At 44.8% G+C, this 20272-nt stretch carries 18 protein-coding genes; 14 read left to right on the forward strand and 4 right to left on the reverse strand.

The features are described from left to right. Position 1: 1 nt before the first annotated feature. The 6 genes from atpG to EO124_RS05685 all read left to right on the forward strand — a co-directional run bounded on the left by atpG (position 2) and on the right by EO124_RS05685 (position 6755). Positions 2–868 (forward strand): ATP synthase F1 subunit gamma, encoded by an 867-nt coding sequence (gene atpG / locus EO124_RS05660; RefSeq protein WP_021841617.1) that lies wholly within the window; start codon positions 2–4, stop codon positions 866–868. Between the two features lie 31 nt (positions 869–899). Then, entirely contained in the window at positions 900–2324 is a 1425-nt protein-coding gene (gene atpD / locus EO124_RS05665; RefSeq protein ID WP_021841616.1) for a F0F1 ATP synthase subunit beta, read from the forward strand. Between the two features lie 3 nt (positions 2325–2327). Further along, entirely contained in the window at positions 2328–2741 is a 414-nt protein-coding gene (atpC, locus tag EO124_RS05670; RefSeq protein ID WP_127058715.1) for an ATP synthase F1 subunit epsilon, read from the forward strand. 934 nt (positions 2742–3675) lie between these two features. After that, the gene (gene metA / locus EO124_RS05675) at positions 3676–4635 is read left to right on the forward strand and encodes a homoserine O-acetyltransferase MetA (RefSeq protein ID WP_127058716.1); all 960 of its coding nucleotides are present in this window, start codon (positions 3676–3678) and stop codon (positions 4633–4635) included. Between the two features lie 135 nt (positions 4636–4770). Further along, positions 4771–6042: an O-acetylhomoserine aminocarboxypropyltransferase/cysteine synthase family protein gene (locus EO124_RS05680; protein ID WP_021841613.1), complete on the forward strand. Its 1272-nt coding sequence runs from the start codon at positions 4771–4773 to the stop codon at positions 6040–6042. A 314-nt stretch (positions 6043–6356) separates the two neighbouring features. Next, complete coding sequence (locus EO124_RS05685) at positions 6357–6755, forward strand: MerR family transcriptional regulator (protein ID WP_127058717.1); 399 nt, start codon at positions 6357–6359, stop codon at positions 6753–6755. Positions 6756–7125: 370 nt separating this feature from the next. On the opposite strand, the gene EO124_RS05690 is transcribed toward EO124_RS05685, so the two are convergent. Continuing rightward, positions 7126–7497: a winged helix-turn-helix transcriptional regulator gene (locus EO124_RS05690; protein WP_206512542.1), complete on the reverse strand. Its 372-nt coding sequence runs from the start codon at positions 7495–7497 to the stop codon at positions 7126–7128. 265 nt (positions 7498–7762) lie between these two features. Here EO124_RS05690 and EO124_RS05695 point away from each other — a divergent pair, with 265 nt between their 5' ends. Beyond that, complete coding sequence (locus tag EO124_RS05695; RefSeq protein WP_127058719.1) at positions 7763–8278, forward strand: flavin reductase family protein; 516 nt, start codon at positions 7763–7765, stop codon at positions 8276–8278. Positions 8279–9110: 832 nt separating this feature from the next. Here the strand turns inward: EO124_RS05695 and EO124_RS05700 are convergent. After that, positions 9111–10547 (reverse strand): aminoacyl-histidine dipeptidase, encoded by a 1437-nt coding sequence (locus tag EO124_RS05700; RefSeq protein ID WP_127058720.1) that lies wholly within the window; start codon positions 10545–10547, stop codon positions 9111–9113. A 286-nt stretch (positions 10548–10833) separates the two neighbouring features. On the opposite strand from EO124_RS05700, the gene EO124_RS05705 reads away from it, so the two are divergent. After that, positions 10834–11817, forward strand: coding sequence for an asparaginase (locus tag EO124_RS05705; RefSeq protein ID WP_127058721.1), 984 nt, complete (start codon positions 10834–10836; stop codon positions 11815–11817). A 154-nt stretch (positions 11818–11971) separates the two neighbouring features. Here EO124_RS05705 and EO124_RS05710 read toward each other — a convergent pair whose 3' ends face one another. Then, positions 11972–12766, reverse strand: coding sequence for an adenosylcobinamide amidohydrolase (locus tag EO124_RS05710; protein ID WP_127058722.1), 795 nt, complete (start codon positions 12764–12766; stop codon positions 11972–11974). Positions 12767–12988: 222 nt separating this feature from the next. Between EO124_RS05710 and EO124_RS05715 the strand changes: the two genes are divergently transcribed. From EO124_RS05715 to yfbR, 3 genes are all read left to right on the forward strand, one after another. Further along, complete coding sequence (locus tag EO124_RS05715; protein ID WP_127058723.1) at positions 12989–13912, forward strand: mechanosensitive ion channel family protein; 924 nt, start codon at positions 12989–12991, stop codon at positions 13910–13912. 13 nt (positions 13913–13925) lie between these two features. Next, positions 13926–14891: a D-alanyl-D-alanine carboxypeptidase family protein gene (locus tag EO124_RS05720; protein ID WP_206512543.1), complete on the forward strand. Its 966-nt coding sequence runs from the start codon at positions 13926–13928 to the stop codon at positions 14889–14891. 108 nt (positions 14892–14999) lie between these two features. Further along, positions 15000–15611, forward strand: a complete 612-nt coding sequence (gene yfbR, locus EO124_RS05725; protein ID WP_127058724.1) for a 5'-deoxynucleotidase — start codon at positions 15000–15002, stop codon at positions 15609–15611. Here the strand turns inward: yfbR and EO124_RS05730 are convergent. Continuing rightward, the gene (locus EO124_RS05730; RefSeq protein WP_127058725.1) at positions 15590–16570 is read right to left on the reverse strand and encodes an epoxyqueuosine reductase; all 981 of its coding nucleotides are present in this window, start codon (positions 16568–16570) and stop codon (positions 15590–15592) included. The two genes, yfbR and EO124_RS05730, sit on opposite strands and share 22 nt — an antisense overlap. A gap of 122 nt (positions 16571–16692) precedes the next feature. Between EO124_RS05730 and EO124_RS05735 the strand changes: the two genes are divergently transcribed. From EO124_RS05735 to EO124_RS05745, 3 genes are read left to right on the forward strand one after another with little or no spacing between them, the layout of a single operon-like run. Continuing rightward, positions 16693–17481 carry an FAD binding domain-containing protein gene (locus EO124_RS05735; RefSeq protein WP_127058726.1) on the forward strand — a complete coding sequence of 263 codons (789 nt, stop codon included), beginning with the start codon at positions 16693–16695 and terminating at the stop codon, positions 17479–17481. Continuing rightward, positions 17472–17927 (forward strand): (2Fe-2S)-binding protein, encoded by a 456-nt coding sequence (locus EO124_RS05740; protein WP_127058727.1) that lies wholly within the window; start codon positions 17472–17474, stop codon positions 17925–17927. Before EO124_RS05735 ends, EO124_RS05740 begins: the two co-directional genes overlap by 10 nt. Beyond that, complete coding sequence (locus tag EO124_RS05745; RefSeq protein WP_127058728.1) at positions 17924–20236, forward strand: xanthine dehydrogenase family protein molybdopterin-binding subunit; 2313 nt, start codon at positions 17924–17926, stop codon at positions 20234–20236. Before EO124_RS05740 ends, EO124_RS05745 begins: the two co-directional genes overlap by 4 nt. Positions 20237–20272: the final 36 nt, after the last annotated feature.

The following is a 20272-nucleotide window of genomic DNA, read 5'->3' on the forward strand; positions in this document are numbered from 1 at the left end:
GATGAGCAGTGCACAGGATTTACGTAAGCGCATTAAAAGTGTTACGAATACGCAGCAGATTACGAAGGCCATGAAAATGGTAGCATCTGCTCGATTGCGCCGTGCACAGGCCAAAGCAAAATCTACGGAACCATATGCAGAAAAGTTAGGTCAAATCCTCACAAATGTATCTGCTACATTAGAACCTGAGGTGTTGGCGTCCTATCCGTTAACGGCGGTACGCGAGGTTTCGCGAACCTTATATATTCTGATTGGCGCCGACAAAGGCTTAGCTGGTGCTTATACCAGTAATTTGATTAAATATTTTGCACAGGAAACTCGTGAAAAAGCACCTGATACGTATGAGACGATTACGGTTGGTCGCAAGCCGACTGATTACTTGAAGTATCATCAGTATCCGGTAACGAATTCTCATGTAGGTTTTTCCGATAAACCGGAATATAGCCATGCTAAACAAATTGTAGATGAAGCATCTAAGTTGTTTTTAGAAGGCGAAGTTGACGAAGTTATCTTGATTTATACTCATTTCGTAAACTCCTTAACGCAGAACGTGACCAGCGTGAAATTATTGCCGGTTGTCACGGAACCGCATCATGAAGGGGAGCTTAATGAGCTATATATTTATGAACCTTCGGAAAAAACTATTTATGACCAATTGTTGCCTAAATATTTGGAAATTACTGTGTATAACGCTTTATTGCAAGCTTCCGCCAGTGAGCTTGGCGCTCGCATGACGGCTATGACTTCTGCAACAGATAATGCAGGGGATTTAATCAGCTCACTTAATTTGGAATACAATAAATTACGACAAGCCGGCATTACCAATGAAATTTCTGAAATTGTCGGTGGTGCTAATGCCTTGCAATAGGTATAACTACAAAGGAGGAGAGACCTCTTAAATGAGTAATAATATCGGTAAAGTTGTACAGGTTATCGGACCGGTAGTCGACGTTCTCTTTACGGCGGGAGAGCTTCCGGCTATTTACAACGCAATTCATATTAAAAAAACAAGCGAATCCGGCAAAGACGAAGTGATTGTGGTTGAAGTAATGCAACACTTAGGTGATGACACCGTGCGTGCCGTTGCCATGAGTTCTACGGATGGCCTGACTCGCGGTATGGAAGCAGTGGACACAGGTGCCCCTATTTCCGTGCCGGTTGGTGATGGCGTGCTTGGCCGTATCTTTAACGTACTTGGTGAAACGGTTGACCATGATGATACGCCGGTAAAGGCGTCTGAAATGTGGCCGATTCATCGTCCGGCACCTAAATTTGATGATTTAGCTCCGGAAACCACCATTTTGGAAACAGGTATTAAGGTTGTTGACCTTATTGCGCCGTATGTAAAAGGTGGTAAAATCGGTTTATTCGGTGGTGCCGGTGTAGGTAAAACCGTATTAATCATGGAATTAATCCATAATATCGCAACGGAACATGGCGGTTACTCCGTATTCTCCGGTGTAGGTGAACGTACTCGTGAAGGTAATGACCTTTGGAACGAAATGAAGGAATCCGGCGTTATTTCCAAAACAGCATTAGTTTACGGCCAGATGAACGAACCACCGGGAGCGCGTATGCGTGTAGGCTTAACGGGCCTCACCATGGCTGAATATTTCCGTGACGTACAGAAACAGGACGTGCTCTTATTCATCGATAACATTTTCCGTTTCATTCAGGCCGGCTCGGAAGTGTCCGCGTTGCTCGGTCGTATGCCGTCGGCCGTAGGTTATCAACCAACCTTGGCCAATGACGTAGGGGCTCTTCAGGAACGTATTACCTCCACTAAAGAAGGTTCCATTACGTCCGTACAGGCCGTATACGTACCTGCCGATGACTTGACTGACCCGGCTCCGGCTGCTACGTTTGCGCATTTGGATGCGACCACCGTATTGTCCCGTTCCATCGCTGAAATCGGGATTTATCCGGCTGTGGATCCGCTCGACTCCACCAGCCGTATCTTGGATCCGTTAGTATTGGGCGAAGAACATTATAAAATTGCTCGCGGCGTACAGGAAGTATTGCAGAAATATAAAGATTTACAAGATATTATCGCAATCCTCGGTATGGAAGAATTGTCGGAAGAAGATAAATTGACCGTTGCCCGTGCCCGTAAGATTCAACGTTTCCTCAGCCAGCCATTCTTCGTAGCCGAAGTATTTACCGGTTCGCCGGGTAAATATGTACCGCTTAAAGAAACTTTGCGCGGCTTCAAAGAAATCTTGGAAGGTAAACATGATGATTTACCGGAAAATGCATTCTACATGGTAGGCACCATTGATGAAGCCATTGCTAAAGGAAAGGAATTGACGGAGAAGGGGGAATAGTTCATGAGTGAAGGCAAGACCATGCATCTCGATGTAATTACCCCTGATAAAAATGCCTTTTCGGGTGAGGTTAAATTTGTGGTAGTGCGCACTGAATTGGGCGAACTCGGTATTTTACCGCGCCATGCCGATTTAGTGGCAGCCCTTGAAATTGCACCGTTACGCATCGATTTACCGGACGGTACACGCCAGTTTATGGCTAATTTCGGCGGTTTTATGGAAATTAAAAATAATGTAATTACCATTGTAACGCCGAATTGCGAATTACCTGACGAAATCGATGAAGACCGTGCTAAACGGGCTAAAGCACGTGCGGAAGAACGTTTGAAATCAAGAAATGCAGACATAGATTTCCATCGCGCTGAGCTCGCGCTACAACGTTCCTTATTGCGTATTGATGTTAAGCACAAAGTATAAGTCATACGCATAAGTACAAAAAACAAATACAATTTAGGGACTGCTTCGGCAGTCCCTTTTTGATGTAGCTAAAAAGTACTATAGGAGTGTACTGATTTATAGTTGTTAATTTTGGTTTGCTATAGTTTAGAGCTATAGCAACAGCCGGCTGTGATTGTAAACCTATATATTTTTAATTCAGTTATATTGCTGACTTTTGCCATAAATTGCACTAAGTATACACTTTGAAATATGATGCAAAACTGCTTACTGAGTGTCCACTGTGAAAAGAATGACGTAAAACTCTTGTTGACAGCTTTTTGAATGATTGGTATAGTTATCACATCGAAACGACAACAAGTCATCGATAGCCTACATCAACATACAGAATCGACGATGAAGAGATAAGTAAACGCAGGGCGTTGGCACAGAGAGTCCCGTAAGGTGGAAGGGGATGCAAAAGAATGCGAAGAAAATGGTCTTGGAGTATCCGAGGTGGAATGCGCAAGCTTTAGTCTCGGCGGATGCAACCGTTATAATGCCACGGTATAACCTTACGATTAGAGTAATATAGTTAGCGTACTTTAAGAATAAATACTACAATGTTACTTTTGTAAGACGTACCGGCTGAGGGTGAAGTCGTGAGGCTTTGCTAAATCAAGGTGGTAACACGTTATAGACGTCCTTGTTCACAGCGGTGAATGGAGGATGTTTTTTTATACCGGTTTTAGCGGTAATGAACAGTAACCACATAGAAAGTATGATAATGGTAAAGAGGATAGTAAATGTTGAAGGCGTTAACAACTGTAAACGAACAGCGGAGTTGAGAGGCCGTTGCTCAGATGGGGCAGTGAGTGTTAATTAAATGATAAACATAAGTAGTAAGAAATGAGTTTTTCAACGTTTGAGAAAGAAGAGAGAAGAGAGTAACGGGCTTAGGGAGGAGTGATGCAAAATGCCCATAACGGTAGTGAAAGACTTGCCGGCCATTGCCAAACTGGCGGAAGAAAACATATTCGTCATGGATACGGTAAGAGCCGAAACACAAGACATTCGGCCGCTACAAATTTTAATCGTTAATCTGATGCCGACTAAAGAAGTAACGGAAACACAGATTTTAAGAGCATTAAGCAATACGCCGTTACAATTGGACATCACCTTACTTCATATGGCGAGTCATAAGGCGGCGCATACATCGGAACATCACCTCAGTTCGTTCTATCGGACCTTCGATGAAATCAAAGATAAGTTCTTTGACGGGATGATTATAACCGGTGCACCGATTGAGTTGATGCCGTTTGAAGAAGTGAATTACTGGCAGGAGCTGACCGAGATTATGGACTGGAGCGAAAACCACGTGTATTCGACCCTCTACATTTGCTGGGGCGCTCAAGCCGGACTGTATTACCACTTTGGTATCGACAAAGAACTGTTGCCGACGAAGCTGTTCGGGGTTTTTGAAAACGAGGTCCTCAATAAAAGACCGATGTTACTTCGCGGTATGGACGAGATTTTCTACATGCCCCATTCAAGGCACACGACGGTATCGGTTGATGAGATAAAAGCGAATCCGAACTTAGAGATTTTAGCTGCTTCTAAAAAAGCCGGTGCTGCCATAGTTCGTAGTCTGGACAACAAACACATTTTTGTGTTTGGCCATTCGGAATACGATCGAGATACCTTGCAGCGGGAATATGAGCGGGATAAAAACTTGGGACTCGACATTGATGTTCCTGAAAACTACTATCCCGATGATGACCCGACAAAGGCGCCTATCGTGCGTTGGCGGTCCACGGGGACGCTGATTTTTACAAATTGGCTTAACTATTACGTGTATCAAGAAACGCCGTATATTATTGAACAAATTCAAAAAATGAAACAGCAATGTAAACACAATCAAACACAAGCTGTTTAAAGTAGTGTAAAGACCAACCTTAATTGGTCGAAAAAATGGTATCGACAGCCCAAGCGGTTGTTATATATAAAATAAAGAGAGATTAGGGATTGTCGGCGTGAGAAACCGACGGAGAGAAAAAGGAGAGATTTTATTATGAGCAAACAGTACAAATTCGAAACAATCCAATTACATGAAGGTCAAGTTATCGACGAAACAGGCGCCCGTGCAGTGCCGATTCACCAAACTACAAGCTATGTATTTAAAGACGCGCAGCAAGCGGCCGACCGTTTTGCCCTCCGCGATCCGGGTGCCATTTATTCCCGCCTCGGTACACCGACTAACGATGTGCTTGAAAAACGTATAGCTGCTTTAGAAGGCGGTGCCGGTGCATTGTCCGTAGGCTCCGGTTCGGCAGCCATTACTTACGCCATTGAAAACGTAGCCGGTACCGGCGATAACATCATCGCTGCGTCCACTTTGTACGGCGGTACATATAACTTATTCAGCTCTACCTTGCCACGTTTTGGCATTACGACTAAATTTGTAGACCCTGATGATTTGGATGGTTTTGAAAAAGCCATCGATGACCGCACCAAAGCGATTTATGTGGAAACCATCGGTAATCCGAACATCAACCTTATCGATATTCAAGCAGTGGCGGATATTGCCCATAAACACGGCATCATCCTTATCGTAGACAATACTTTCGGTACCCCATACCTCATTCGTCCGATTGAGCATGGTGCCGATGTGGTAGTTCACTCCGCCACTAAATTCTTAGGCGGTCACGGTACGACTATTGCCGGTGTCATCGTTGAAAGCGGTAAATTCGACTACAAAGCCAGCGGTCGCTACCCTGATTTCGTAGCCGGCGACGTTCATTATAACGGCCTCGTATATGCAGACCTTCCAATTCCATTCACCGTAAAAGTACGTGCTCAGTTGCTCCGCGACACCGGTGCCGCTTTGACACCGCTTGCAGCATGGCTCATTTTACAAGGTGTTGAAACCTTATCCTTACGTGTAGAACGTCATGTTGAAAATACGCGCAAAATCATCGACTTCTTGGTAAATCATCCAAAAGTTGCTTGGGTAAATTATCCGGAATTGAAAGACAGCAAATACAAAGCCTTGGCTGATAAATACTATCCAAAAGGTGTGGGCTCTATCTTCACTTTCGGTATTAAAGGCGGCAAAGATGAAGGCATTAAATTCGTAGATGCTCTTGAAATCTTCTCCAACTTGGCTAACGTAGGCGATGCAAAATCCCTCGTAATCCATCCGTCCAGCACGACTCATGCGCAGCTTAATGAAGAAGAACAAAAAGCAGCCGGCGTAACACCGGACATGATCCGTATCTCCGTGGGTATTGAAAACGTGGAGGACTTAATCGATGATTTGGCACAAGCTTTGGAACACGTTTAAGTCGACGAACCCGGCTAACAATGAATACGCCTTTACTTTGTACTGGTGGTATTAAAAGGTTATCACTTCAATGACAATTTAATTTCATTGCATTGTTTCGGTTTTGATTGAAAATTGATTACTTTAACTTCATTACTCCAACTTACAATACGACTTGAATAAAAATGACAAGACCCTTGAGAAAAACGCTTCAAGGGTCTTGTTTTTTATAAATAACTTGACTTGAAGTTAGCTCAAAGGGGTACAATAGGTATAGTAAATAAACTGTCAAATGTATAGTATAGAATAAATAAAAAATACAAGGAGATGATACAATGACAATAAAAGAAGTTGCTGAAAAGTTTGATATTACAACGGATACCCTTCGTTATTATGAACGCATCGGTTTGATTCCAAGCGTGCCGCGTACGGCATCAGGCATCCGCGATTTTGACGAAGTAACCATCAAGTGGGTTGAATTTGCCCTTTGCTTTAAAAAAGCAGGCGTACCTTTGGAAGGTATCGTGGAATATGTAAAACTTGCCTTGCAAGGTACCGGCACCGAACCGGCTCGCCGTGAAATCCTCGTGGAAACACGGGATAACTTGCTTGAAAAATTAGAAGAAATTCAAAATTGCTTGGAACTTTTGAATCATAAGATTGATGTTGTGTATAAAGACTGCGGTTCATATACACAACAATTGGTGGAAGATTGGAAAAAGAGTCAGCAATAAAATATTCTCGCGCAGCTCTTCGCTAACATGTTGTAAAAGCATTTAGTAAGAGCGAAGCAAAAAAGACTTCCCCTCGTAGTGCGATCGTTTCACGCTAAAGCACTACTCCGGGGAAGTCTTTTTTTGCTTTGTGCTCATAGAGCAAATGGCGTTTCTACAACATGTTAGCTGCAGAGATATACTGCGAAGAGAATGTTTTGTTGCTGTAGGGAGTATAAAAAATATGTCCTCTCGCACCGCTGGGTTGCAAGCAACAAGGCGATGCTCCGAGGACATATTTTTTATTTGCGGAACTAACATCTCAATTCAAAGCATGGGGGGATATTGCAAGTGTATGATTAAGAACAAACTTACTTTGAGGAGATCTTTTTTATGGTCTGAGGCCGTCATCTTCGGGAGCGGTGACTTCTACGGTTTCACCGGCGGCACGACGTGCTTCTATCAGTTCGGCACCCCAGTCTGACATTTCGCCTAAAATGCGGCGTAGGCTTTGACCGCGTTCGCTCAAGCTGTATTCTACACGCGGTGGGACTTCGTTATATACAGTGCGGGTGATAATGCCCGCATCTTCCAATTCGCGAAGTTGGAGGGTGAGCACACGTTGCGAAATGTTTGGCATTAAGCGTTTTAATTCGCCGGTGCGCAAGGTGCCGTGACCTAAATGGCAGAGAATAGATACTTTCCATTTGCCGGTAAGAGCTTCTAACGTAGCCTCAATGGCTAAATGATATAAGTTTCGCAAAAAATTTTCACCTCCAAAACATTGAATATAGTTAAATTGTAACATTTATGTTCCTATAGTACAAAAAAGTGCTGTCTTTTCAAAGTTGTTAAAGTTTTTTATAATAAAAGTGCTTACAAGTCACAAATACTTATCGAGAAATTTATGGTAATTTTCTTTTTTACAAAAGACTAAATCGTGACGATGATAGGTTCGCTATTGATGAATGAAGTTTAGTTTTGAAAATAGTTAAAGTAGCAATTTAAGGTAGAAAGGAAGATAAATAATGAAAGAAATTCAAGTAAAAGATTTACAATTGAATCCTATGACACTTATTTCTGATGGTTGGATGTTGATTACGGCCGGCAACGAACAAAACGGTTTTAATACGATGACCGCCAGCTGGGGGCATTTAGGCGCTATTTGGGGAACCAATAAGGGCTTACCTACGGCGACGGTGTATATTCGTCCGCAACGCTATACTAAAGAGTTTGTTGATCGTGAAGCGGAATTTACTTTGTCCTTCTTTAGTAACGACTATAAACGCCAATTGGCATATTTGGGGACACATTCCGGCCGCGATGAAGATAAAGTGGCAAAAATGGGCTTAACACCTGAGTTCGTGGATAATACCACTTACTTCAAAGAAGCCGATTTGGTGCTGGTTTGCCGTAAAATCTATAAAGCACCACTTGTTGAGGAAGGTTTTCTTGATACAAAACTAATTACCGAAAACTATCCGGAAAAAGACTTCCATACCATGTACATAGGAGAAATTAAAAAAGTGCTGGTGCGCGAATAATAACTCGCCTTTACGCTATGTATTTTAGGAGATGTTTTAGGGCAATCCGATAACTTAATATATATTAAGTAAATGCCACATACCTTCCTTGGACCCTGGCTACACGTAGCAAAAGGGATCCTTCAGAAGGTATGTGGCATTTTTATTACATTATGTGCGAGTAAGTCAAATTCGGATTACCCTAAAACACTACCGAGAAATACCACGGCGACTAAAGGCGAGTTATTATAATATGCGTACCAAGCCCTGTTTTGAAAAGGGGAGGAGGGAAAATTAGATTGAATTAAAGCTTGTTGTTTATTAACTGAAAAATGATGAAACGATTAGCAAATAATAATAGATAAGTAATCTGATTTGAAACGATACATCCCCACTGGAAAAAAGATTTCCTCGGAGCAGTGCTTTAGCGTGAAACGATCGCACTGCGAGAGGAAACCTTTTTTCTCTCCCTCCCCCAAGTTGATTACTTGAAGGTTTTGCAGGAGCTCTACATAGGAAGCCGCCATACCTTCAGAGGATTGCTGTTTGCTGTTAAAAATTTGGCGTGTTTTGCGCTAAATCAGAAAGTTTATAGAGGCCCCATGCCTTCTGGTGTATAGGTTTTTCAGCGCGATGTTGTAAATTGAGATGATGTAAACATAATAAAAAAGATGTCCTCGGAGGAGTGCTTTAGCGTGAAACGATCGCACTACGAGAGGACATCTTTTTTATTTTGTATATCTTTTATTACATACCACGGGAAGGCAAGCAAGGCATGGGCCTTTTCTGTTTTTTGCTATTAAGAGCACGCCAAAATTTTAACAGCGCGCAAGCACTGTCGGTAGGCGGCTTCCTACTTGAGCTCCTTCAACAAAACCTTCAAGTAATCATAAATATGCTCTACTGATGGCAAGTGCAATCGTTCTTGCGGTGTATGGGCATGGGTAATGGTTGGCCCGAAGCTGATCATCTGGGTATTAGGCATAACGGCTTTCAAAAGACCACATTCAAGACCGGCATGGATAGCGGTTACTTTAGGTTTTTGACCGGTTACTTTTTCATAAAGAGCAATGGCTTGTTCTTCTAAAGCACTACCCGGTTCATATTCCCAAGCCGGATAGGAGCCGGCAATTTTAGATGGCAGACCCAAGGTGGAAGCTAAGAGATGGATTTTCTTGGTTAAGAAGTCCATGGAGCTTTCGGAGAGGCTGCGAATAGAAATCAACAGGTGAATGGTGTGTTCCGTTTCTTCCACGATGGCGATGTTGTTACTTGTTTCAACAAGGCCTTCCAAGGAATGGTTCATGGCAAACACACCGTTTGGTGCGAGGTATAAGAAGGTAAGTAAGGATTCAGCCGTGTCACCGCCGTATACGGTATCAGGTAATTCAGCATCGCTTACGAGGATATTGATTTTTTCATCCTGTGGTGTAAATTCACTGCGATAAGCTTTCATTTTTGCTTGAATCCAAGTGGTTACCGGTTTAACATCCGCTTCTTTTACGAGGATAGTGGCAGAACCTACGCGAGGGATGGCATTGTGTTTAGTGCCGCCCGTGAAGGAAGCTAATTGGTAATTATATTGAGCCGCTAATTCATATAAGAGACGGCCGAGAATTTGGTTGCCGTTGGCTCTTTCTTTGTGAATTTCAATACCGGAGTGGCCACCCAAGAAGCCGTCTAAGGTTAACTTCAAGCCGTGTGTGAATTGGGAGTCGCGATTATCGCGAAGGCGTGGAATTTCAACGTCCACACGGCACCCGCCGGCGCAACTTACTACGAATTCACCTTCTACTTCGGTGTCGATATTAAGGAGGTATTGACCGTGAGTTTGACCTTCTTTAACAGCCAAAGCACCGTCCATACCGGTTTCTTCGCTTGTTGTAAAAAGACATTCCAACGGACCGTGTTCGATTTCGTCGGAATCGAGTACAGCAAGACTCATGGCAACGGCGATACCGTTGTCGGCGCCCAAGGTTGTTTCGTTGGCATGGAGCCATTCGCCGTCAATAATATGTTCAATCGGATCGGTTAAGAAATCGTGGGTTGAAGCGTCACTTTTTTCACAAACCATATCCATATGACCTTGCAAAATGATGCTGGGGCGGTTTTCATAACCCGGTGTAGCCGCTTTGCGAATAAGTACGTTATTGGCACTGTCCTGTTCAACTTCCAAATTACGTGCTTTGGCGAACGCAACGAGCCAGTCGCTGACAGCTTTTTCATTACCGGAACCACGTGGAATTTGATTCATTGCTTTAAAAAACTCTAATACTTTTTGTGCACTCATAAATACACCCCATTTACTAAATATTGTTTAAGATTGTATACAAATGTATACGAAGAAAAAACTACAACTTTATAGTAACACATTTATGTTGATTTGTAACAAAAATATTCTTAACTATATAGTATAGAAATTAGAATTCATGATGAAATGTCATTAAAAAAGTTGTACACTGAAATTATTGACACATCGATTTTTATAGATAAAATTACCCCTTTGCATAGCCAGTGAAAGGAATTCTTTGTTATAATAATATTGTAAAAACCTTGAATTAAGAGGAGGGTATGCTATGGCATATACTAAAAAAATTGTTGTTATCGGTACGGGCGGCACTATTGCGGGACAAAGTGGTTCGGCCGAAGACTTGACGGCTTATCAGGCAGGGGAACTTACCATTGACGAAGTGCTGGCTATCGTGCCGGGCGTTGAAAATTATGGCCCTTTTGAAAGTAAACAACTCTGTAATATTGACAGTTCAGATATGATGATGGCTATATGGATGGAGCTTGCCCGGACGGTTCAAGCTGCGGTGGATCGTGAGGATGTAGCGGCGGTAGTCATTACGCATGGCACCGATACAATGGAAGAAGGTTCCTATTTCTTGCAGTTGACGGTGCAAACGAATAAACCAATTGTCATGGTAGGGGCTATGCGCCCGGCCTCCGCTATCAGCGCGGACGGACCGCTCAATTTATTACAGGCTATGCAAATAGCCCGTTCCCCTGAGGCGGTAGGTAAAGGGGTGCTCGTTACTTTGAACGGTACGATTAACTGTGCCCGCGAAGTGGTTAAACAACATACAACCGGTTCCGATGCGTTCGGCAATGACTTTTTCGGTCATATCGGATTTGTGCAAGACGGCATAGCTCGTTTTTACTATGAATCCTTGCGTAAACATACGGCGGCCAGTGAATTTGCACCGCTTACGGCAAAAGAATTGCCTACGGTGGCGCTTGTTTATTTGTATGGTGGTATTGATTCCAATGTATTACACTCCGTATTACAAACAAAGCCCCATGGCTTAGTACTCGCAGGGCTTGGGCATGGTATTTTGCCGGAACGTATCCGTCAGTTGGTTGAAAATCTTGATATTCCGGTGGTTCGTTCTTCGCGCACCGGTAGCGGAATGGTATCGGCTATGCCGAATGACAGCCGCCACGGCTTCATCGTTAGTGATACCTTGGCTCCTTCGAAAGCACGCATTTTATTGACCTTAGGTTTGACTAAGACGAAGGATAGAGCCGCTTTGCAGGAATATTTTTACGAATATTAGTACAAGTAACAGTGTAAGCAGCAGTGTAAGTAGCTTAGATTTTGGCATACAAAAACGTGCTATCTTAAGCCATGGTATTTCTTAAGATAGCACACATATAGTAGGTTAGAGGATGTTAGAGTAGGTTAGAGTAGCTAGGAGAGCGTTGGCTTGTTTAGGCCTCAGTCTCAGCTTGTTCCTTTTCATAGGCCGCTTTAGCTTTTTCATAGGCTACTTTTCGCTGAATGTTTTCAAAAGCCCGTTTCATAGCGAGACGAACGCATTTGGCTAAGGTGTCGCCGAATAGGGAATAGGTACCGCTATCGGTTAATATCTCTCCATTCGTATCGATGGTGAGGACCACGCCGTCGGTGGCTGTACCGGTGGCGTAGGCACCGCTTATAAGGCTGTGAATTTCTTCTTCCCGAAAGGCTGCGCATTTAGCTTCCGTTACGGTGATTAAGGCTTTGGTTAAGGCCCCGTCGGTTAAGGCCTTATTGGTAAAAATTAAGAGATTGATTGTCCCGGGCTGGCGGAATTTACCGTCCTTTTCTTCATAGTAATAACCGTCGCCGGCGCAATGAGCGGTCGCTTCAAAACCGCCGGTCGCAATGGTTTCTACAATGACATCACCGGCCGTTACTTTGGCATACGCATGAAACTCCATGGTCGCGCTGGTAATGAGACCGGTGCAGAAGTTTAAGGGATAATCTTCCTGCTCGAATTCAGCGCTCAAATAACCGGCCGCGGAACCACCGGGTAATTCCTTTTCCGTTTCTACAAAAAACGGCAGGTTTTGATTGCGGATAGCCATGATGTGATGGAGACCGCCGTTCAAAGGACCGGTGCTCAAGCTGTAGCGCACATCGTCAAAGGCAACGACGATGGCTGTGTGGTGAAGCTTGACTTGACCGCCTACGGCTAATTCCGAAGGGGCCGTATATGGATTCTGTATAGTTGGTTTTGTCATAACTGACTCCTGTTATTTTGATGTATATGATATATTCTGTACTACAGTTATACTGTGGGTGATGTACCTGACATATTTTAGCCGATATATAAAGGGTATATCGACACATAGTGTTATCATATATGTTTTTTTATATTTTGTCATCCATTGTTTTTTTCAAAAAACACAATAAAACAAGTGGTAAAATGTTAGTTAATTATTAAAAGAAAGAGAGGCGTTTATATGTTAGTTGCAAGTGTACAAGCGGCTGAACCGGTGTCGAATGCAGTTAAAAACCAAGTGGCGGACAGCATGAGTTATGTGGATAAGCTTATTAATTTCTTTATCGATCGCGGACCAAGCCTGATTGTGGCCGTCCTCATTTATATTGTGGGGCTCTATATTGCTCGTTTTATTCGTGATGTGGCCATGCGTATGATGCGCCGTGCCAACTATGATCACACGGTTGTATCGTTTGTGAGCCAAATTATTTACTACGGTGTGTTAGCTATTGTGCTTTTGACGGCTCTTAATTCGGCAGGCTTCTCGACAACGTCCTTATTGGCAGCCTTTGGTGCCTTAGGTTTGGCCATCGGTCTTTCCTTGCAAAGCAACCTGTCAAACTTTGCATCCGGTTTGTTAATTTTGATTTTCAAACCTTTTAAAGCGGGCGACGTGATTACGGTCGGCTCCGTAACGGGTACGGTTCGTAGCATTCAGTTCATGAATACAACCATCGTAACTAAAGAAATGCGCACCGTATTTATTCCGAATTCCATGCTCACGTCTCAGCAGGTTACTAATGCTACGTATCAAGATACGCGCGTGGTACCGTTTGTATTTGATATCGGTTATGATAATGACCATCATAAAGCAATTGACGTTATTCGTGAGGTTATGGAGAATGATGAGCGCATCGTCAACCGCGAAATGGTTGAAATCGGCATTTCCGAATTTGGCGATAACTCCGTGCGTATCGCGGCGTATCCGGTGGTGGAAAACCGCAATTACATGCAGGTGTTCTATGATACTATGTCGTCCGTAAAAGATCGTTTTGATGAAGAAAATATTGATATTCCATATCCTCAACGAGTTGTTCATATTCAGCGCAGTGGTCTTGATGAAAATGCGAAACCTATGAGCGATATGAGTCAATATGTAAAATAAGGATTGTTAGACTATGAAATGTTGGCAAAAAATAGTAAGTGTTTTTGTATTAACCGGTAGTTTGTTTACCGGTGCGGCACTATCGGGAGTAGCGGTTTTGGCTGCTTCTGATAACGCAGTAACCTCGAAGGCTGCGGTAGCTTCGGGTAGCCGAACCGGTACGCCTGAATTAGCCAAGCAGGCAGAGGTGTTTTTGGGTGAAAAAAATAGCTCTGTAAAATCGGTTGTTGTGCCTGCTTTTGCCGCCGAAGCGGCGGTTCTGATGAATGCCGATACGGGTGAAGTATTGGTAGCCCGCAATGAAAATAAACGAATGCATCCGGCCAGCACGACTAAAATGGTGACCCTATTAACGGCCTTGAAATTACAGGGGACGCGTCTTGATGAATTGGCGACGATAAGTCCTTATGCGGCATCCATGGAAGAATCCAATTTAGGGGTGAAAACGACAGATCAGTTGCCGTTGCAGGCTGTGGCGGAAGGCATGATGGTGGCCAGCGGCAATGACGCGGCTGTGGTAGTGGCTGAAAATGTAAGTGGCAGCGTGTATCGTTTTGCCCTGGAAATGAATGAAGTCGCCAAAGAAGCGGGCGCTACAAAGAGTCACTTTTTGAATCCTCATGGACTCACGGAAGTGGGCCATTATTCGACGGCGTTGGATTTGGCTAAAATAGCCGCATACGGCATGAATATTCCGATGTTCCGTGATTTTGTAGGCGATGATTTTTACAAAGTGCCTTATGAAAACCGTAAACCGGTTTGGGTGCGCACGACGAATCATTTTATTCGCAGCAAGTATGAAGGGGCGAATGGCCTCAAAACGGGCTACACCGAAGCCGCCGGTGAATGTTTGATTGCGTCCGCAACGCGCGACGGCCATACTTTAATCGTGGTCCTTTTGAATGACGATAATCGCTGGGTTGATGCGCCGGCATTGTTGGATTACGGTTTTGCCAAATTGGGTGTAACCGGTAAATAGGGCAGGTCGGTGACATAAAATTGGTCGCAGCGGGGAATTTTAAATAAATTGGGAGCCGAGCAAAAGAGCTTAGCATACATAGAGATTAGGTATAGGATGAGGGATAGTATGAAAGAAGCAACAAGTAAGACCAGTGCATTTTTTGCATTTTTGCGGCGGTTGCGATTTATTCGTCGTTGGGGCTTGATGCGTAATATGGAACCTGAAAATAATCAGGAACACAGCCTTGATGTGGCGTTTATCGTTCATAACCTGGCGTTGTTACATAATTTAAACGGCGGCACGGTAGACGTTAATCGTCTGGCCGTAGCCGCTATGTATCATGATGTAAGTGAAATTTTTACCGGCGATATGCCGACGCCGATTAAGTATTTTCATCCGACGCTACGTGAATTGTACGGTCAGGTGGAACGATTGGCACAGGAGAAAATGCTCCGCACGTTGCCGGCAGAACTTCAAAAGGCCTATGAGCCGTATTTGCTGGGTGAACTCGACGAAGTAGAAACGAAGCTTCTCAAAGCGGCTGACACGATGGCGGCGTTTATGAAATGTGCCATTGAGAAAAAGGCCGGCAATGAGGAGTTTAACGAAGCGTACGACAGCATATTAAAAAAGCTCCACGCTATGGAGTTACCGGCAGTGGAGCAGTTTTTAACGTTATATTTGGAGCCTATGAGCGCGTCCTTGGATACGCTGAATTATTCGTCCTTAGACGAATGATGGTTAGCTGATGCGGGTGTTACGTCGGCTGAGTCGGTAGGACCGGCAGATTCAGTAGCGGTGATGGCGCTGGTGGTTAGAGTGTCGGCTACATAACCGGTATTGCGCAGCAGTACGGCTTTACCGCGCCACGAGAAAGCACGGTCTCCATAGGCCGCTTTGAAGGTCTTATTGGTAAGGCCTTCAAGCGTTGCCGGACTGACATAGGGCTCAATGGTTTGAAATTCCGGAATTGGCGTGGTAGGCACATTGCGGTTGTGCGGGCACACTTCCTGGCAAATGTCACAGCCCCAGATGAGCGGCGTTTTTTGAATAATAGCCACTTCATGAGGCGGCAAGTCGCCTTTTTTCTGGGTAAGATAACTTTTGCAGGTTTCAAAACCGAATTCTTTACGGCCCAGTGATTGGCCGGGGCAGGCGTTAATACAGCGGTTGCAGCCATAGCAGGTACCGGGCATCGGCGTGTCCGGCGTGAGCTCGCAGGAGGTCAAAAGGGTGCCGATAGAGGTATAGCTGCCCCAAACGGGATGGATGAGGGCGCGGTTTTTACCAAACACGCCAAGACCCGCGAGGTATGCCACATAGCGGTCGGCCATGGGGGACGTATCGCAGTGAATTTCAAATTCCACGGTGCTGTCTATTTCCTGTAAGGCTGTGCCGAATCGCTTGAGGTACTCGGGAATGACCAGATGATAGTCGGGGCCCCAGGCGTAACGCGGTAAATTGATGGGCTCATCGGTTTTCACATAGTACGGAAAGAGGCAAACGATGGCACTCTTAGGTGACTGTAACGCCGTATTGGCGGTGAGTCGTTCCTCTAATGTGCCGTTGATGAACGGACAGGGATTGGCGGTGTCGATATAGTTTGCCGCATCGTCCGGTAACGGCCATGGCGCAATGCCTACGGCGGGAATATTTAATTTTTTGGCTATTTGAAAAATGTCGTTTCGTGTTATCATAATACAGTTATTATGACAAATTTTCCTCAAAAAAGCGAGAATTTTATGTATTGCTGACGGTAGACTTTTATAATAAAAGTGTACAACAATTCAAGTTTTATAGGTATAATTAGGAGGACATCATGTTGATGTATCGGCAATTATTGCAGCCGAAGACGGTTGCCGAGGCTTATGAAATGGCCTTGAAATTTAAAACAGCTCCATTTTTGGCCGGCGGTTGTTGGATCGGCTTAGGGAAATGGCGTTGGCCTTCGGTTATTGATATGAGCGGGTTGGGACTTGATTATATTCGTGAAGAAGACGATTATTATGCTATCGGTGCCATGGCCACGCAAGGTGACGTGGAACGGTTTGCGCCGTTTCAGACTTATGCGAAAGGCCTTTTGGTAAAAGCTGTGCATCCGATCTTGGGCGTGCAATTTCGCAATATGGCCACTATGGGAGGATCCGTGGCGGCACGCTTCGGTTTTTCGGATATTTTACCCGCTTTATTGGCTTTAGAAGCAGAAGTCGTGCTTCATCAGAACGGCGTCATGCCATTATCCGAGTACATGAATTTTAAGGAAAAAGATGTGCTCGTTGAAATCCGTGTGCCTAAGAAAGTAACAGCCGTGGCTATTAATACTTTGCGTAAATCGACGAGCGATTTTCCGTTTTTGACCGGCTCTCTTCGTAAAGATGAAACGGGTTATCATATTTATATCGGCTGTCGTCCCGCAGCAGTGCGTGAAGCGGTTAAGGCCGGTGAATTATTGAGTGCCAAAGGGATTGCGGCTCTCGACGAGGCGATGACCGCCGCAGCCGATGAAATCGCGTTTCAGACGAATTCTCATGCGTCGGCAGACTATCGCGCAGCTATGACAAAGGTATTGGTAAAACGTTTGGTGCAGGAGGTAGAGCAGTGGACGTAAGTTTGATAATAAATGGTAAAAAACTACAAGTGTCGGTTGAACCGGATGAAATGTTATTGACTACATTGCGCGGTCAAGGCTATTTCAGTACGCGTCGCGGTTGCGATACGCTGAATTGCGGCCTTTGTACAGTATGGCTGGATGGTAAGACTATCTTATCTTGTTCCTATCCGACCTATCGGGCGTCAGGTCATGAAGTGACAACTTTGGAAGGCCTCGCCGATGAAGCAGCGCTTTTAGCGGATTGTTTGGCTGCCGAAGGGGCTGATCAATGCGGCTATTGCACGACGGGCATGATGATGAGTGCCATGGCGTTACGCCGTCAAAATCCGAATCCCACAGACGAAGAAATTAAAGATTTTCTCGTAGGTAATTTATGCCGTTGTACCGGTTATGAATCGCATTTACGCGGCATTCGTCGTTACTTGGAGGAGGTAGAGGCATGAGTGAAGAGTTAAAGGCGCGCCAACATGTAGGCAAGTCTTATAAAAAAGTAGATGCCGCTACAATTTTGAGCGGTCGTGCTGCGTATACTGAAGATTTTGTGCCACCTCACGCGTTGGTTATTAAGGTACTCCGTAGTCCTCATCCGATGGCTAAAATTTTAGACATTAATGCTACGGCAGCTCTAAAATTACCGGGTGTGGAAGCGGTTTTCACCTATAAAGATGTGCCGAAGACGCGGTTTACTTTGGCAGGTCAATCCTATCCGGAACCATCCGCCTATGATTCCTTGATTCTGGATCAGTATGTACGTTATGTAGGTGATGCGGTAGCTCTCATCGTAGCGAAGGACGAAGCTACAGCTTTGCAGGCCATGAAAGTAGTACGGGTGACTTATGATGTGATGGAGCCGGTTCTCGATATGCGTACTGCGCTGGACCATCCGACGGTGATTCATCCGGAAGATGATCTTCATTACAATATGCCCGTAGGCGGCGATCCGAAGCGCAACTTGGCATGTTCTTACAGTCGTGTGGTAGGCGATATTGAAGGCGAATTGGCTAAGTGTGATTATGTGGTGGAAGACACCTATTTTGACCAAGCTACCTTGCAGACGGCGATGGAAACATTCCGCACCTTCTGTACGCTCGATCAGTTCGGTCGTTTAGTTTGTACCAGTTCGACGCAAATTCCGTTCCATGTGCGTCGGCATATTGCCCGAGCCTTGGAAATTCCCGCTACGAAAGTGCGCGTAATTAAACCGCGTATCGGCGGTGGCTTTGGATCTAAGCAAACAGCCTGTACGGAACTATATGCCGCTTTTGTCACTTGGACTTTGAAAAAACCGGCCGTTTTGATTTATGACCGCCATGAAGCTAATAACTGTTCAACCAGTCGTCATGCTCGTGAATGGAAGATTCGTTTGGGTGCCACTAAAGACGGTATCATTCAAGTTATCGACATGGTGTCTATCTCGGATGCCGGTGCTTACGGCACTCACGCATTTACCACCTTTACGGCGGGCGAACATAAATCGGTACCGCTTTACAATAAGGGCAAAGCGGTTCGCTATGAATCTAATATTGTGTACACCAATCACATGGCTGGCGGTGCGTTCCGTGGTTATGGTGCTACAGAAGCCTTGTGGCCTTTGGAATGTGCCGTAACGAAATTGGCTAAGAAAATGGGCGTCGATGAAATTGAATTACGCCTTAAAAACCTTATTAATGTGGGTGAACGTTCGCAGGTTTACGCACCGGACGAAGTGCTTGAATCCGGTCTTTTGAAAGAAGCGATTGCGAAAGCCAAAACGATGGCCCGTTGGGATGAACGCCCGCACAGTTGGCAGATTGACGAAACTCATCGCGGCGGCTTGGGCGTGGCTTTGGCCTTCCAAGGGTCCGGTGTAGCCAATGTGGATACGGCATCGGTAGAAATTAAGCTCCAAGATGACGGTTATTACACTTTGTATACCGGTTCCACTGACATGGGCACTGGGGCTAACACGATTTTGATGCAGATGGCCTGTGAAGTATTGGGCTGTCCGATTGACCATATGACTTGCTATGAAGCAGATACCGACGTAGTACCGTTCGATCCGGGTTCTTATGCGTCCAGTACAACCTATGTAACGGGAACGGCCACTAAATTGGCAGCGGAAGATTTACGGGCTAAATTGCTTAAGACGTTTGCTATGTATTTAGAAGTGGCCGAAGAAGATATTGATTTTGACGGTGTAACGGCTAGAACCAAGGATGGTCAAAAATCCATGACGACCCAGGAATGGGCGCCGAAGTTGATGGTCAGCTTTGGTCATGAAGCACAGCAACTCGTTGGTTTTGCCACCTGGGGCAGCCATACGTCACCGCCACCGTTCATGGTAGGTATTGCGGAAGTGAGCGTCGATACGGAAACGGGTCAGGTAACACCGCTTGATTATTATGCCGTAGTAGATTGTGGTACGGTGGTGAATCCGAAGCTTGCCAAAGTGCAGGCGGAAGGCGGTATCGTGCAGGGCATCGGTATGGCTTTGACGGAAGAAATTAACTATTCCAGTACGGGCCGTTTGGAAACTAATAATCTGATGCGTTATAAGATTCCGACCCGCCTCGATATGGGAACGCTCCATGTAGATTTTGTAGAATCGCATGAGCCAACCGGGGCTTTCGGTGTGAAATCTATTGGCGAAGTAGTCATTAACACATCCTGTCCGGCCATTCAAGGGGCCATCTTAAATGCTTGCGGCGCAGAATTAACTACATTACCTATGATTTCAGAAAAGGTATTTCAGGCCTTGATGGCGAAACAATAAAAGGTAGGTATTTAATTTCGAGCTAAACGTGCTCGT

It is taken from the genome of Veillonella ratti (assembly GCF_003992115.1).
GTDB lineage: Bacteria > Bacillota > Negativicutes > Veillonellales > Veillonellaceae > Veillonella_A > Veillonella_A ratti.

Excerpts from the sequence above, each read along its gene's own strand:
- EO124_RS05730 (WP_127058725.1), bottom strand. The coding sequence starts at position 16,570 with ATGATAACACGAAACGACATTTTTCAAATAGCCAAAAAATTAAATATT.
- atpC (WP_127058715.1), top strand. The coding sequence starts at position 2,328 with ATGAGTGAAGGCAAGACCATGCATCTCGATGTAATTACCCCTGATAAA.
- EO124_RS05715 (WP_127058723.1), top strand. The coding sequence starts at position 12,989 with ATGTTAGTTGCAAGTGTACAAGCGGCTGAACCGGTGTCGAATGCAGTT.
- EO124_RS05695 (WP_127058719.1), top strand. The coding sequence starts at position 7,763 with ATGAAAGAAATTCAAGTAAAAGATTTACAATTGAATCCTATGACACTT.
- EO124_RS05710 (WP_127058722.1), bottom strand. The coding sequence starts at position 12,766 with ATGACAAAACCAACTATACAGAATCCATATACGGCCCCTTCGGAATTA.
- atpD (WP_021841616.1), top strand. The coding sequence starts at position 900 with ATGAGTAATAATATCGGTAAAGTTGTACAGGTTATCGGACCGGTAGTC.
- EO124_RS05680 (WP_021841613.1), top strand. The coding sequence starts at position 4,771 with ATGAGCAAACAGTACAAATTCGAAACAATCCAATTACATGAAGGTCAA.
- atpG (WP_021841617.1), top strand. The coding sequence starts at position 2 with ATGAGCAGTGCACAGGATTTACGTAAGCGCATTAAAAGTGTTACGAAT.
- EO124_RS05700 (WP_127058720.1), bottom strand. The coding sequence starts at position 10,547 with ATGAGTGCACAAAAAGTATTAGAGTTTTTTAAAGCAATGAATCAAATT.
- yfbR (WP_127058724.1), top strand. The coding sequence starts at position 15,000 with ATGAAAGAAGCAACAAGTAAGACCAGTGCATTTTTTGCATTTTTGCGG.
- EO124_RS05720 (WP_206512543.1), top strand. The coding sequence starts at position 13,926 with ATGAAATGTTGGCAAAAAATAGTAAGTGTTTTTGTATTAACCGGTAGT.
- EO124_RS05705 (WP_127058721.1), top strand. The coding sequence starts at position 10,834 with ATGGCATATACTAAAAAAATTGTTGTTATCGGTACGGGCGGCACTATT.
- metA (WP_127058716.1), top strand. The coding sequence starts at position 3,676 with ATGCCCATAACGGTAGTGAAAGACTTGCCGGCCATTGCCAAACTGGCG.
- EO124_RS05745 (WP_127058728.1), top strand. The coding sequence starts at position 17,924 with ATGAGTGAAGAGTTAAAGGCGCGCCAACATGTAGGCAAGTCTTATAAA.
- EO124_RS05685 (WP_127058717.1), top strand. The coding sequence starts at position 6,357 with ATGACAATAAAAGAAGTTGCTGAAAAGTTTGATATTACAACGGATACC.
- EO124_RS05735 (WP_127058726.1), top strand. The coding sequence starts at position 16,693 with ATGTTGATGTATCGGCAATTATTGCAGCCGAAGACGGTTGCCGAGGCT.